This is a genomic window from Nonomuraea sp. NPDC049158, assembly GCF_040648335.1.
GTDB lineage: Bacteria > Actinomycetota > Actinomycetes > Streptosporangiales > Streptosporangiaceae > Nonomuraea.
In genome coordinates, this window is sequence record NZ_JBEZDM010000043.1 from 1 (window position 1) to 13,466 (window position 13,466).

Sequence of the window (13,466 nt, forward strand, 5' to 3'; positions counted from 1 at the left end):
GCCCAGGCCCTGCTGGGCCTGGGCGCCGACCACGCTGGAGCAGTCGAGGCGTTCCTCGCCAAGCGCAAGCCCGTCTTCGAGGGGCGCTAAGCCACTGCCCCGGGCGCTGAGCTACTGCGCCCGGGGCAGTGCCATTGCCTCAGGGGGCTGAGCTCGCGCCTCTCCGGTACGGCGTTCGCCCCGGTCACCAGTGAGGTGACCGGGGCGAAATGTCGGCTTGCCGGGCCGAGCTCAGCCGTGGGAGGCCCGCTGAGCGGATGCGGCGCGGGCGAGGTCGATGGCGGTCCACGCCATGGCGGTGGCGCCGTCCAGAACCGCTCTGTCCGCGGCCGGAGTGGCGCAGGCCGCGGTGAACTCGGGCTGATGGTTGACCGCGGGCAGGCAGTCCAGCCCCAGCATGGGATGGATGGTGGGAACGACATGGGAGACGTTGCCCATGTCCGTGGCCGCGCCGGCCGGGGCGCCGCCGGGCAGATCCGGGAAGACGCGCCCGAGCGCCTCGGCGTTGGCCCGGTACAGCCGCAGCATCCCCGCGTCGGGCCGCAGGTCGGCGTAGTCGGGCCCCGGGGGAGTGATCGTCAGCTCGCACCCGGTGGCCACCGCTCCCGCGTCGAAGCAGCGCTGTACGCGTGGTTTGAGCTCGGCCAGGGCCTCCAGCGTGGCGGCCCGGACGATCCACCGCCCGTGGCTGGCGTCGGGGATCACGTTCGGCGCGGTGCCGGCCTGGGTGACGATGCCGTGGACGCGATCACCGGCGCCCGTCTGCTGGCGCAGCAGCCCGATCGCCACCTGCGCGACGGTCATCGCGTCGGCCGCGTTGACGCCCAGCTCAGGGTACGCGCCGGCATGGGCGGGTTTCCCGCGATAGGAGACCTCGAACTGGGCGACGGCCGAGCCGGGCATCGCCTCCATCTCGACCGCGGCGGGATGGACCATCATCGCCGCGTCGAGTTCGGCGAACGCGCCGCGCTCCAGCATGAGGATCTTGCCGCCGCCGCCTTCCTCCGCCGGAGTGCCGAGGACGGTCACCGTCAGCCCGAGGTCGTCGGCCAGCCCGGCCAGTCCGGCCGCGGCGCCGACCGCGGCGGCGGCGATGATGTTGTGCCCGCAGGCGTGCCCGATCTGGGGCAGGGCATCGTATTCGGCGCAGATTCCGATGTGCAGCGGACCCGTTCCCACGCTCGCCCGTACGGCGGTGGGCAGGTCGTAGCAGCCGTGCTGGACGTCGAAACCGGCGGCGCTCAGCGCGTCCGCCACCCACGCGCTGGCCCGCGTCTCCTCGAAGGCCGGCTCGGGGTGGGAGTGGATGCGATGGGACAGCTCGATCAGGCGGCCGCTCCAGGTGCCGACGGCGTCCGCGGCATGCCGCTTGGCGCCGGCCGCCACCCCACCTCTCACCGCGTCCGCTCCCATTGGGGCCGTCACGCGGCCGGGGCGGCCGGGGCGGTGTGGACCGAGACGGGGCGGGTGGCCGCGTCATAGGCGGCCCGGGACCCGGTCGCCCCCATACCGCTGTCGCCCGCCGGCTCGTACAGCCGCTCAGGCCCCCCGCCCTGCCACTGGTTGACCCACACGACTCCGGCGGGGATGTCGCGAGCCGCGGCCATGTGCGCCGGGTCGTTGGTGTACACGGTGGCGGCGAGGCCGAAGCGCGTTCCGGCCGCCTTCTCCAGCCCCTCCTCGAAGGAGGAGACGACCACGACCGGGGCGAGCGGGCCGAAGGTCTCCTCGGTCATGACCAGCATGGAGTCGTCCACGCCGGTGAGCACGGTGGCGGGGTAGAAGAAGCCCTTGCCCTCGGGCACGGTCCCGCCCGTGCGGACGGTGGCGCCGCGGTCGACCGCGTCGGTGACGTGCCGGTCCACGATGTCGCGCTGACGCTGGTCGACCAGCGGGCCCAGCACCGTGCTCTCGTCGCGCCCGTCTCCCAGGGCGTAGCCGTTGGCGACCTCGACGAGGGCGTCGACGAACGCCTCGGCGATGTCGTGGTGCACGTAGATGCGTTCCATGGACGTACAGATCTGGCCGGAGTTGGCGAACGCCCCGAACGCGACCGCCGCGGCGGTCGCGGCCGGGTCGACTCCCGCGTCGACGACCACGGGGTCCTTGCCGCCGAGTTCGAGGATCGCCCGGTGCAGCAGGGCGCCGCTCTCCGCGCCGACCCGGCGTCCGGACTCGACCGAGCCGGTGAAGTGTACGAGCCCGATCCGTTCCTCCGCGACCAGCGGCGCACCGGCCCGGGAGTCGCCCAGGACCAGGTTCACCACGCCGGCGGGCAGGTCCATCAGCTCCAGCAGCCGTACCGCCGACATGGGGGAACGCTCGGACGGCTTGAGCACGACGGTGTTGCCCGCCGCCAGCAGCGGGCCGAGCGCTCCCAGCGCCATGGGCACCGGGAAGTTCCACGGCACGATGACCGCCGTGGCGCCGAGCGGCTTGCGCAGGATCGTGGTGGCGCTCCCGCCAGGACCGGCGATGGTCTCCTCGAACGGATAGTCCAGGGCCTCGGCCACCGCCGCCTTGAATCCTTGCGCCGCGCCCCCGATGAAGGTACGGCCGAGCGCGACGGGCTTGCCCATCTCCCGGCATTCGAGCTCCGCCAGTTCGTCGGCGTGCTCGGCGATCGTGTCCGCCCACCGGGACAGGCGCTCCACGCGTTCGGCGACCGGCAGCGCCGCCCAGGCCGGCTGTGCCTGGACGGCCGCGTCGACGGCCAGGCGGACGTCCTCCGGCGAGCCGGCGGGGGAGCGGCCGACGACCTCTTCGGTCGCCGGATCGATCACGTCGTGGAACGCGTCACCACGGGAGTCCTCCCACATGCCGCCGATCAGGTTCTGCAGGGTCTTCACGGAATGGTGCTCCTTGCCAAGTAAGTAGGGGCCGGGCTCAGCCGAGACGGTCGGCCATGAGCTCGCCGACCATGATCGCCGCCAGGTTGGTGTTGGCCCGCGGGACGGAGGGGAAGATCGAGGCGTCGACCACGCGCAGCCCGTCGACGCCGAGCACGCGGCACGACGGATCGACCACCGTGGCGGCGTCGCCGGGCGCGCCCATCCGGCAGGTGCTGGTGCCGTGCTGGGCGTCCACGGCCGTGGCCAGGAGGTGGTCGTCGAGTTCGCTGTCGTTGTCCAGCACCGCGAACAGGCGGCTGTTGCGGGCCTCGACCGAGCCGCCGAGGATCGGGGCGACCTCGGGACCGCGCGCCATCTCGACCAGGGCGCGGACCCCCTGGCGCAGCCGTTCCAGATCGCGGGCGTCCGACAGCATCCGCTCCCGTACCTCGGGCTGGGCCTCGGGGTCGGCGGAGGTCAGCGACAGTACGCCGCGCGAATGGTTCTGGTTCAGCCACACGCCGAAGCCGCCCGCCGGGAACCGGGTGTCGGCGGCTTCCATGGACAGCACGTTCTGGTTCAGCGAGACGAACATCATGTCGTGCGGCAGGTTCCCGGGACGACTGGTGTAGCGGACGCAGACATTGGTGTGGCGGTCGTCGGCCGTCTTGATGGCGGCCGCCTCGGTCAGCGGCAGCTCGACGACGATCATCGGATGGTCCTGCATGCCGAGGCCGACCGGCAGGTCCCGCCGTACCGTGATCCCCAGGCGCCGCAGGTCGGCGGCCGGGCCGACGCCCGATCGCAGCAGGATCGCGGGGGAGTGGATCACGCCGGCGCTGAGCACGATCTCGTCCGCGTACTCCGTCCTCGCCGTCCCGTCCACGATCACCCGGACGCCGGTGGCGCGGTCGCCGTCGAAGACGACCTGGTCCACCAGGGCCCCGCCGTGTACGGTGAGGCCGGGCAGGGACCGGCCCGGTTCGAGGTAGCCGTCGTTGACCGTGACCCGGCGTCCGGCGCGCGAGTTGATCGGGTAAGGAGAGACCCCGCTCGCCCCGGGCGCGTTCACGTCCGGCGCCCACGGGTGTCCGGCGGCCAGCGCGGCGGCCGACAGGGCGGAGTCCACCGCCCCCCACTGCTCCTGCGGCATCCGGAAGATCGGTGTCGGCCCGCCACGCCCGTGGTACGGCTCGTCTCCGAACTCCGCGTCGTCCTCCAGCTTCGCGAAATAGGGCAGTACGTCCTGCCACGACCACCCGGCGCATCCCGCCGCGGCCCAGTCGTCGAAGTCCTCCATCGGCGGGCGGATCGCGATCTGCCCGTTGATCGACGAGCTGCCGCCCACCCCACGCCCGCGCCAGTACGGCGCCTGCGCCTGCTTGTCGGTCCGTGAGGAGTTGACGCCCATCCAGACCATGCCCTCGGTGGCGCTGGGATCCAGCAGCGCGCGGACGGGATTCGGCGACCGCCACGCCTCGTGCATCTGCGCCGACCGGTAGTCGGGTCCGGCTTCCAGAAGCAGGACGCGCTTGCCCCGCTCGGCGGAGCGGACGGCGAGTGCCGCGCCGGCGGAACCGGCTCCTACCACGATGATGTCCCAGCCCGTGCCTGTCACGGCGAACCTCCAGCATTCAGGCAGCGCGGCTCCAGACATGCCCGAACCGCTGTTAGCCGGTAGACTGCCCTCCAGCGGAAAGTTCAGTCAATAGTGAAAGTTCATTTTTTTCTGAGCGATGGGAGTCCGGTGGTGTCCAGTCCCGTCGGTGACGATGGTCTCGGCGCTGTGAATCCCCTGATCGACGACTTCGGCCTGCACATCGGCCGGGCGATGGGCTGGCCGCCGATGGCCGGCCGGGCCGCGGGCGTCCTGATGCTCAGGGAGGCGCCCATGACGATGGCGGAGCTGCAGGACGCCCTGAACGCGAGCAAGGGCTCGGTGTCGGAGACGACGCGCCTGCTGATGGTCAGCGGAACCGTCCGGCGCTTCAAGGAGCCGGGTTCCCGGCAGTACGTCTACGAATGGCGCGACGACGCCTGGAGCGGCTGCCTGCAGCACCAGCTGGAGCAGACGACCGAGCTGCTGACCCTGGCCGAGAGCGCGCGGCGGCGCGCCGCCGACCTGCCCGAGCGGCAGGGGGCGCGCCTGCGGGAGATGCACGAGTACTACACCTTCATGGCGCGGAGCCTCGACGCGCTCCTGGAGGAGTACGAGGCCTCCCGGGACACGCGCGAGTCCGCGAAGTAGCTCAGCCCTCCCGTGCCCCCCAGTCCGCACCCCGGCCACGGGCCTCGTCGAACACCAGCCAGGTGCGGGTGGCCCGGACGCCGGGGATGTCCTGGATGCGTTCCAGCACCACCTGCCTGAGTGCCGCGTTGTCCGGCGTCCTGACCAGGGCCAGGACGTCGTAGTCGCCGCCGACCATCGCGAAGTGCTCGACGTACGGGATGCCCCGGAGCCTGGCCGACACCGTACGCCAGGAGTTCTGCTCGATGGTGACCGAGACGTACGCGCTGGTGCCCAGACCCGCCTTGTGCGGGGCGAGTTCGGCCGTGAAGCCGGTGATCACCCCGTCGTCCATCAGCCGCGTGAGGCGGGCGTAGGCGTTGGCGCGGGAGATGTGGACGCGCTCGGCGAGCGTCCGCATCGACATCCGGCCGTCGCGCAGCAGCTCAGCGATGATCGCGCGGTCCACCCCGTCCAATTTGCTGGCCGAATGTCCCGGCCAGACCCCCGCAACGCCCTCGTCGGCTGACATTTGGCTCTCCCCATGTCCTCATTGAACCCATTTGTCGCTCATCATGCCTGATGTCTTGAACAGATGGTTCCAGAGGTCGACGCTTTCCTTGTCAAACGTCCAGAGAAAGAGAGCGTCGCGATGTCCGTGCGGACGAGCCGTCAAGCGGTCGACGGCCTTCTCCCCTCACCCGAGCCGGTGCGCTTCATCGCCGAGGACGGCACGGCCGTGCGCGCGCCCGCCGGTTACCCGGCGCCCGCCGACGAGCAGTTGCTGGAGGCGTACCGCCGGATGGTCCTGGGCCGTCGCTTCGACCGTCAGGCCACCGCGCTGACCAAGCAGGGCCGCCTGGCCGTCTACCCGTCCAGCCGCGGGCAGGAGGCCTGCCAGATCGCCGGCGTGCTCGCGCTGCGCGAGGACGACTGGCTGTTCCCCACCTACCGGGACTGCGTGGCCCTGGTCGCCCGCGGCATGGATCCCGTCGAGGTGCTCACCCTGCTGCGGGGCGGCTGGCACTGCGGGTACGACCCCGCGGCCACGCGGGTCGCGCCGCAGTGCACGCCGCTGGCCACCCAGACCATCCACGCGGTCGGCATGGCCGAGGCCCTGCGCCGCAAGGGCGAGGACGGCGTCGTCATGGCCTTCATCGGCGACGGCGGCACCAGCGAGGGCGACTTCCACGAGGCGCTCAACTACGCGGCGGTCCTCCACGCCCCCGTCGTGTTCTTCGTGCAGAACAACAAGTACGCGATCTCGGTACCCCTGGCCAAGCAGACCGCGGCTCCCGCGCTCGCCTACAAGGGGATCGGCTACGGCATCCCGTCCGAGCAGGTGGACGGCAACGACCTCGTCGCGGTTCTGTCCGTCCTGACCGAGGCCGTACGGCGGGCGCGGACCAGCGGCGGCCCCTTCCTGGTGGAGGCGCACACCTACCGCATGGACGCCCACACCAACGCCGACGACGCCACCCGGTACCGGGAGACGGAAGAAGTCGAGCGCTGGGAGTCGGCCGACCCCCTCGCCCGCCTGGAGACCTATCTGCGCGGCCGGGGCCTCCTGGACGCCGAGGCCGTCGCCGCGGCGCACTCGGCCGCCGAGGAGTACGCCGCCCGCCTGCGCGACGAGATGAACGCCGACCCGGAGACGAACCCGTTCGAGCTGTTCGACCACGTCTTCGCCGAGCCCACACCCCAGCTGCGCGAGCAGCGGGCACTGCTGGCGTCCGAGCTGACCGCCACGGAGGACTGACATGACCACGATGACGATGGCGCAGGCGCTGAACGCGGCGCTGCGGGACGCGCTGCGCGAAGACGAGCGGGTGCTCGTCTTCGGCGAGGACGTGGGCCCGCTGGGCGGCGTCTTCCGCGTCACCGACGGGCTGACCAAGGAGTTCGGCGAGGATCGGTGCTTCGACACCCCGCTGGCCGAAGCGGGGATCGTGGGCCTCGCCGTGGGCATGGCCATGGGCGGGTTCCGCCCGGCGGTCGAGATGCAGTTCGACGCCTTCGCCTACCCCGCCTTCGAGCAGATCGCCTCACACGTGGCCAAACTGCGCAACCGCACGCGCGGGCGGCTGTCGCTGCCGATGGTGATCCGGATTCCGTACGCGGGCGGCATCGGCGGTGTCGAGCACCACTGCGACTCCAGCGAGGCCTACTACGCCCACACTCCGGGGCTGAAGGTCGTGACCCCCGCGACCCCCGACGACGCGTACTGGCTGCTGCGCGACGCCATCGCCGACCCCGACCCGGTGATCTTCATGGAGCCCAAGCGGCTGTACTGGTCCAAGGGCGAGATCACGCCCGCCGACCGGCGGGCCGGCGGGTTCGGGCAGGCGGTGGTGCGGCGCGAGGGACGCGACGCGACGCTGGTCGCCTATGGGCCGAGCGTCCCCGTGGCCCTCCAGGCCGCCGACGCCGCCGCCCAGGACGGCATCTCCCTGGAGGTGGTGGACCTGCGGACGATCGTCCCGTTCGACGACGAGACGGTCGTGGCCTCGGTACGCAAGACGGGCCGTTGCGTGGTGGTCCAGGAAGCTCAGGGGTTCGCCGGGGTGGGCGCGGAGATCGCGGCCCGCGTACAGGAACGCTGCTTCCACTCCCTGGCCGCGCCCGTGCTACGTGTCTCGGGATTCGACATCCCGTACCCGCCTCCCATACTCGAGCACGCGCATCTGCCCGACGTCGATCGGATCCTCGACACGGTCGACCGGCTCCAGTTCGGTGACGAGCCCGATCTCCTTCACCTGGCCCGGGAGGCGTCATGACGACCACTGCCGCGCGGCAGGTGTTCCGGCTGCCCGACCTCGGCGAGGGCCTGACGGAAGCCGAGATCGTCGTATGGAAGGTCGCCGTCGGCGACACGGTCGAGATCGACGAGATCGTGGTGGAGGTCGAGACCGCCAAGGCGGCCGTGGAGGTGCCGGTCCCCTTCGCCGGGACCGTCCTGCGGCTCCACGCGCAGGCGGGCACCGTCCTGACGGTGGGCGAACCGCTCATCGAGGTCGGCTCCGCCGCCGCCGACCAGGACACGGCTCCTGCGGCCACCGTCGACCAGGACACGGACCCCGCGGCGGCTCGCTACCGCGAGGAGGAACAGGCCGGCTCCGGCAACGTCCTCATCGGGTACGGCACGGGCCGCACGTCCGGCACGCGGCGGCGCCGGGGCGGCTCCCGGCGCGCCGACCACAGGGCCCCCGAAACGGCACCGGAGGCGTCCGCCGCTCCTCTGGCCGCCGGACCCGAGCTTGCGGCTCGACCGGGGCTTGCGGCTCAACCCGAGCGTGCGGCTCAACCCGAGCGTGCGGGCGAGCCGGAGCTTGTGGCCGAACCCGAGTTTGCGCCGGGGCGCGCACCGCAGCACGCACCGGCACAGGCGCCACGCGTGGTCTCGCCGCTCGTCCGCCGGATCGCCCACGAGCACGGACTGGATCTCGCCGCCATCACCCCCACTGGACCTCGCGGCGTGATCCTGCGTCGCGACGTCGAGCAGGCCATCGCCGACCTCGGCAAGGCAGCCGGGGACTCCGCGGCATCGCCCGCGCCCCTGCTCTCCGCGACGGGAACGGCGTCCGCGTCCGCGCTCCCTGCGACGGGAACGGCGCCCGCGTCTCCGGGCGGCGCGACCGGAGCGGTGCCGCCCGCGTCTGCGCTCGGCTCGGCCGGGACGGCGTTGACGGCGGAGCGCATCCCCCTGCGCGGGCTGCGCCGGGTGGTGGCCGACAAGCTGACCCGCAGCCGCACCGAGATCCCCGACGCCACCACCTGGGTGGACGTCGACGCCACCGGCCTGCTCGCGGTGAAGGACGCGCTGCGACAGGACCGCCCGGAGCTCGGCATTGGGCTGCTCGCGCTCCTGGCCCGCATCTGTGTGGCCGGTCTGCGACGCTTCCCTGAGCTGAACTCCTCGGTCGACACCGCCCGCGCCGAGATCGTCCGGCACGGTCACGTCAACCTCGGCTTCGCCGCGCAGACCGATCGCGGCCTCGTCGTGCCGGTGGTCCGGGACGCGCACCTGATGACGACCGCGGAACTCGCCGCGGAGCTGACCCGCCTCACCGGCCTCGCCCGCTCGGGCGGACTGCCTCCCACAGCGCTGACCGGGGGTACGTTCACGCTCAACAACTACGGAGTCTTCGGCGTGGACGGATCCACTCCGATCATCAACCATCCCGAGGCCGCGCTCCTCGGCGTCGGCCGCATCATCGACCGCCCCTGGGTGACCGGCGGCGCGGTCGTGCCCCGCAAGGTCACCCAGCTGTCGCTGACCTTCGACCACCGTGTCTGCGACGGCGGCGCGGCGGGCGGCTTCCTGCGCTACGTGGCCGACTGCGTGGAGAACCCCGCGATCCTGCTAGCCCACGCGTGACGACCGGCACAGACGCGCCCACGTATGGCGACCGGCACCGAAAGGAAGTGAGACCCACATGGTCCATGTACGCCCGTCCCTGATCGCACTCCAGTCCTACGTGCCGGGACGCAAGATGCCCGGAGCCGTCGTCCTGGCCAGCAACGAATGTCCCTACGGTCTGCTGCCCAGCGTCGCCTCCCGGCTCGCCCGGCTGACCGGCGGCCTGTCCCGTTACCCGGACATGGGCGCCGGCCGCCTGCTCGAGGCGCTCGCCGACCACCACGGCGTGACCACCGACCGCGTCGCCGTGGGAGCGGGCTCCTCCGAAGTCTGCGGACAACTGCTGCACACGGTGTCGGCGCCGGGCGGCGAGGTCGTCTTCGGCTGGCGGTCGTTCGAGGCGTATCCCATCCTGACCGCGGTGGCGGGCGGAACGGCCGTACCGGTGCCACTGCGCGACCACGTCCAGGACCTCGAGGCCATGGCGGCGGCCATCACCGAACGGACCCGGCTGGTCTTCGTCTGCAACCCCAACAACCCGACCTCGACACCCGTCGGCGAGAGCGCCCTGCGCGCCTTCATCGACCGGGTGCCCGAGCACGTGCTGATCGTCGTCGACGAGGCCTACCACGAATACGCTGATCCGTCCGTCGTACCGGACGCGCTCGCGCTCTTCGGCGACCGGCCGAACGTCGTCGTCCTCAGAACCTTCTCCAAGGCGTACGCGCTGGCGGGGCTGCGGATCGGCTATTGCGTCGGGTCACCCGAGATCATCGCGCAAGTACGCAAGACGCAGACCCCGTTCAGCGTCAGCGCCCTCGCCCAAGAGGCGGCGATCGCCGCGCTCCAGGAGCATGAGGAGGTCGCCAGGCGGGTCGCCCGCACGGTCGACGAGCGTGAGCGCGTCACCCGTGAACTCCGTGCCCTCGGCTATGACGTGCCCGCCTCCCAGGCGAACTTCGTGTGGCTGCCGCTCGGCCAGGACAGCACGGCCTTCACCGACCACTGCCTCGCCAACGGAGTCATCGTCCGCGCCTTTCCGGGAGAAGGAGTCCGCGTCACCATAGGGCTACCAGAGGAGAACTCGGCCTTCCTCACCCTGGCCGAGACCTGGACAGCGGCCATCTGACCGGATGTGACCTAGCCCGTCCGGCCGCGAGCCGGACGGGTGGACGGCCGTGGCCCCGTACGGTCGAGCACCCGTTGGAGGATGGCGGCGAGCCGGCTCAGCTCCTCCGGCTCGCAGCCGGCGAACGGGCTCTGCTCAAGCGTCACACGCATGACGCGCTCGCGTACGCGCCGGCCCTCCTCGGTCAGCACGACCACCCGCGAACGCCGGTCGTTGGCGTCCACGTCACGCGCGACGTACCCGCGCTCGACCAGCTGGTTGACGAGGAAGCTGAGATTGGGCGCGTTGCAGAACAGCCGGTCGGCCAGCACTTTCATCGATGGCGCGGGCTCCCCAGGGTCGATCGCCCACAGGGCGTGCGCCGTCGCGAGCGTGAGCCTGAGCTCCTCAAGTGCCCCGGTGATGCGATCGCTGGTCAGCAGGGAGATCTCGTGGCTGGCCCGCACCACCAGCTCGAGCGGCTGATCCGTCATGCCCTGAGGTTAGCAGTTTGCTTCGAACCTCGAAGCTGTTACCTTCGAGACTCGAAGTAAATGACGGCGCCGAAAGTGACATCTCTATGGACAAGTACGAAGGCATCACCGCGCTCGTCACCGGCGCCTCGAAGGGTCTCGGCGTGGCGTACGCCCATGAACTCGCCCGGCGAGGGGCCGATCTCGTGCTCGTGGCCCGCTCCGGTGACGCGCTGCGGCGGGTCGCCGACGAGATCCAGCAGGAGCACGGGGTCGCCGTCACGCCCGAGGTGGCCGATCTCGCCGATCCCGACGGGGTGGCGCGCCTGACAGCGGAACTCGACCGGCGGAATCGCACCGTCGATCTTCTGGTCAACAACGCGGGCGCGGGCGCTGTCGGCCCGTTCTTGAGCTCCTCGCTGCGGCGCAACGTCGACTCCGTCGAACTGAACGTCACCGCCCTGATGAGCCTGACCCACGTGCTCGGCAACCGCATGGCGGAGAGAGGGCACGGCGGAATCATCAACGTGGCGTCCACGGCCGCCTTCCAGCCGATGCCGTACCAGGCCAGTTATGCGGCGACGAAAGCGTTCGTGCTGTCGTTCACCGAGGCGCTGGCCGAGGAGCTGCGCGGCACCGGGGTGCGGGTCATGGCGGCCCACCCCGGAGCCACCGCCACCGGGTTCTTCGACGCCACCTCCGCCACCATGAACCCAGCGTTCACCGACGCGCCGGAGGATGTCGCGGTCAAGACCCTAGACACCTTCGCCAGGGGCGCCGTCAACTCCTACCCCGGGCGGGCGATCAACAGGCCGGCGACATGGCTCTCCCGCGTGTTGCCCCGCACCACGGTCACGCGGTTGACCGGGCGCCTGAACCGGGCCATGGGATTGCACCGTGCCCAGGACCTCGACGTCTCGTCATGATCGCGTGCCCTTGAAGACAGTGACACACGCTGAGCGCAGTAGCGGCAACGTTCCGGTAACAAGCCGATCGCGCGCATCGGAGCCGAGCTCAGGACCGCCGGGGACCTGATCGCGGGGCTCACGCCGGACGCCGACGTCACGATGCTCTACTCCGCGCCGAGCAAGTGGGCGCTGGAGTTCTACCCGCCGCTCGCCGACGGTCAGGGCGGGCCGGACCGGCGCTCGTACGAGGGCATCTTCGACCCGTTCTACCAAGGCGCCTTCGACGCGGGCCTGCAGGTGCGGATCACGCACACCGAGCAGCTCACCGCCCAGGACGCGGCCGACGCCGCCGGCCGGCATCCCGTCCTGGTCGTGCCCGCGCTCTACATCGCCGACGATGACACCCTCGCCTGGCTCGCCGCCTACGCCGCCGCCGGAGGTCATCTGGTCCTCGGACCGCGTACCGGCTACGGCGACCTGGAGGCGCGGGCCCGCACCGACGTCATGCCGGGCCGTCTCGCGGAGCCGGCCGGCATCTCGTACGAGGAGTTCGCCAACCTGGACGCCGACCTCCCGGTCCACGCGCCCGAAGGCTCGCCGCTGACGCTCCCGCCCGGCGCGGCGGCCGCGCGCTGGGCCGACGGGGTGCGGGTGGAGACCGAGCGCCGGGCGGACGAGGTGCGGGGTGGAGACCGCGCAGGTGCTCGCCCGCTACGAGCACCCGCACTACGGCCGGTGGCCCGCCGTCACCAGCCGCGCGCACGGAGAAGGGCGGATCACCTACGTGGGGACCGTGCCCGACACCGTCCTGGCCCGCGCCCTGTTCGACTGGGCCGTCCCGGCCGAGCCGTCGGGCTGGCGGTTCGGGGCGGCGAGCGTGACGTCCACGGGCGCCACCTCCCGGGACGGCCGCAAGGTCCGCTTCGTACACAACTGGTCGTGGGACCCGGTCGCGGTCCGGCTGCCCGTCGCGGTGCGGGACGTCCTCGACGGCAGCGACCACGACGCCGGCGGGGAGCTGACGCTCGGCCCCTGGGACGTGCGGATCCTCCTGGAGCGCTGACACGCCACGGGGGGCGCCCGCCGAGCGGACGCCCCCCGTGGTCGCTCAGACCGTGGTCGCTCAGATCAGCACACGATGAAGATGCTCTGCCAGCCGACCGGCGTCCGCTGCTCCGCGTTGCGGTTGGAGGCCAGCTCGAAATGCATCACGCCCTGCGCGTTGGGCTGGTTGTACATGCGCCCGGACTGGCCGTCGCCGTACCACTTGTAGGACCCGTGGAAGGGGATGTTGGACACCCCGCACGCGTCGAGGACGACGGACCTGCCGGTGAAGCCCCGGCCTTCGTAGGCGACGTACTGCGAGGCGTAGGCGGCACTGGCGGTCAGGGCGATGATTCCGGCGGTCAGGGCGGGTACGAGGAGGATTCTCTTCACACTGCTCCTTGATGCAAGTTTCCGCTGGGCGAGCCCGTGGCTCGCCGTAGGACGCCCTCCATCATGTACGGAAAGTAGTCGAGGCGACACTTACTGTGACGACAGGCTGTGCTCGCCTCAGC

The 13,466-nt window shown here is 71.5% G+C and carries 13 protein-coding genes and 1 pseudogene; 8 read left to right on the top strand and 6 right to left on the bottom strand.

The genetic code is table 11. The features are described 5' to 3' along the window. Positions 1-231: 231 nt before the first annotated feature. The 3 genes from AB0B61_RS49215 to AB0B61_RS49225 are packed head-to-tail and all read right to left on the bottom strand — an operon-like array spanning position 232 to position 4,449. Entirely contained in the window at positions 232-1,398 is a 1,167-nt protein-coding gene (locus tag AB0B61_RS49215; protein ID WP_358447921.1) for a M20 family metallopeptidase, read from the bottom strand. 23 nt (positions 1,399-1,421) lie between these two features. Beyond that, on the bottom strand, positions 1,422-2,849 hold the full coding sequence (locus AB0B61_RS49220) for an aldehyde dehydrogenase family protein (protein ID WP_358447922.1): 1,428 nt from the start codon (positions 2,847-2,849) through the stop codon (positions 1,422-1,424). A gap of 37 nt (positions 2,850-2,886) precedes the next feature. Then, positions 2,887-4,449, bottom strand: a complete 1,563-nt coding sequence (locus AB0B61_RS49225) for a GMC family oxidoreductase N-terminal domain-containing protein (RefSeq protein WP_358447924.1) — start codon at positions 4,447-4,449, stop codon at positions 2,887-2,889. A 168-nt stretch (positions 4,450-4,617) separates the two neighbouring features. On the opposite strand from AB0B61_RS49225, the gene AB0B61_RS49230 reads away from it, so the two are divergent. Beyond that, positions 4,618-5,079, top strand: coding sequence for a hypothetical protein (locus tag AB0B61_RS49230; RefSeq protein ID WP_358447926.1), 462 nt, complete (start codon positions 4,618-4,620; stop codon positions 5,077-5,079). Position 5,080: 1 nt separating this feature from the next. Here AB0B61_RS49230 and AB0B61_RS49235 read toward each other — a convergent pair whose 3' ends face one another. Continuing rightward, a complete protein-coding gene (locus AB0B61_RS49235; RefSeq protein WP_358447928.1) occupies positions 5,081-5,590 on the bottom strand; it encodes an Lrp/AsnC family transcriptional regulator in 510 nt (169 codons plus the stop codon). 120 nt (positions 5,591-5,710) lie between these two features. Here AB0B61_RS49235 and pdhA point away from each other — a divergent pair, with 120 nt between their 5' ends. Genes pdhA through hisC form a run of 4 tightly spaced genes read left to right on the top strand, consistent with a single transcriptional unit; the run spans position 5,711 to position 10,547 of the window. Next, positions 5,711-6,817 (top strand): pyruvate dehydrogenase (acetyl-transferring) E1 component subunit alpha, encoded by a 1,107-nt coding sequence (gene pdhA / locus AB0B61_RS49240; RefSeq protein WP_358447929.1) that lies wholly within the window; start codon positions 5,711-5,713, stop codon positions 6,815-6,817. Between the two features lies 1 nt (position 6,818). After that, the gene (locus AB0B61_RS49245) at positions 6,819-7,835 is read left to right on the top strand and encodes an alpha-ketoacid dehydrogenase subunit beta (RefSeq protein ID WP_358447931.1); all 1,017 of its coding nucleotides are present in this window, start codon (positions 6,819-6,821) and stop codon (positions 7,833-7,835) included. Further along, a complete protein-coding gene (locus tag AB0B61_RS49250) occupies positions 7,832-9,436 on the top strand; it encodes a dihydrolipoamide acetyltransferase family protein (RefSeq protein ID WP_358447933.1) in 1,605 nt (534 codons plus the stop codon). Before AB0B61_RS49245 ends, AB0B61_RS49250 begins: the two co-directional genes overlap by 4 nt. A 58-nt stretch (positions 9,437-9,494) precedes the next feature. Further along, positions 9,495-10,547 (top strand): histidinol-phosphate transaminase, encoded by a 1,053-nt coding sequence (gene hisC, locus AB0B61_RS49255; RefSeq protein ID WP_358447935.1) that lies wholly within the window; start codon positions 9,495-9,497, stop codon positions 10,545-10,547. Positions 10,548-10,558: 11 nt separating this feature from the next. Here hisC and AB0B61_RS49260 read toward each other — a convergent pair whose 3' ends face one another. After that, positions 10,559-11,020: a MarR family transcriptional regulator gene (locus AB0B61_RS49260; protein WP_358447936.1), complete on the bottom strand. Its 462-nt coding sequence runs from the start codon at positions 11,018-11,020 to the stop codon at positions 10,559-10,561. Between the two features lie 86 nt (positions 11,021-11,106). Between AB0B61_RS49260 and AB0B61_RS49265 the strand changes: the two genes are divergently transcribed. The 3 genes and pseudogenes from AB0B61_RS49265 (at position 11,107) to AB0B61_RS49275 (ending at position 12,970) form a co-directional block, all read left to right on the top strand. Then, on the top strand, positions 11,107-11,925 hold the full coding sequence (locus AB0B61_RS49265) for an SDR family oxidoreductase (protein WP_358447938.1): 819 nt from the start codon (positions 11,107-11,109) through the stop codon (positions 11,923-11,925). A 141-nt stretch (positions 11,926-12,066) separates the two neighbouring features. Beyond that, positions 12,067-12,414 (top strand): annotated as a pseudogene (locus tag AB0B61_RS49270) (beta-galactosidase trimerization domain-containing protein); the annotation flags it as partial. A 178-nt stretch (positions 12,415-12,592) separates the two neighbouring features. Further along, the gene (locus AB0B61_RS49275; RefSeq protein ID WP_358447940.1) at positions 12,593-12,970 is read left to right on the top strand and encodes a beta-galactosidase trimerization domain-containing protein; all 378 of its coding nucleotides are present in this window, start codon (positions 12,593-12,595) and stop codon (positions 12,968-12,970) included. A gap of 65 nt (positions 12,971-13,035) precedes the next feature. Here the strand turns inward: AB0B61_RS49275 and AB0B61_RS49280 are convergent, their stop codons facing one another. Continuing rightward, positions 13,036-13,344, bottom strand: coding sequence for a MiAMP1 family antimicrobial peptide (locus AB0B61_RS49280; RefSeq protein ID WP_358024059.1), 309 nt, complete (start codon positions 13,342-13,344; stop codon positions 13,036-13,038). Between the last annotated feature and the right edge of the window lie 122 nt (positions 13,345-13,466).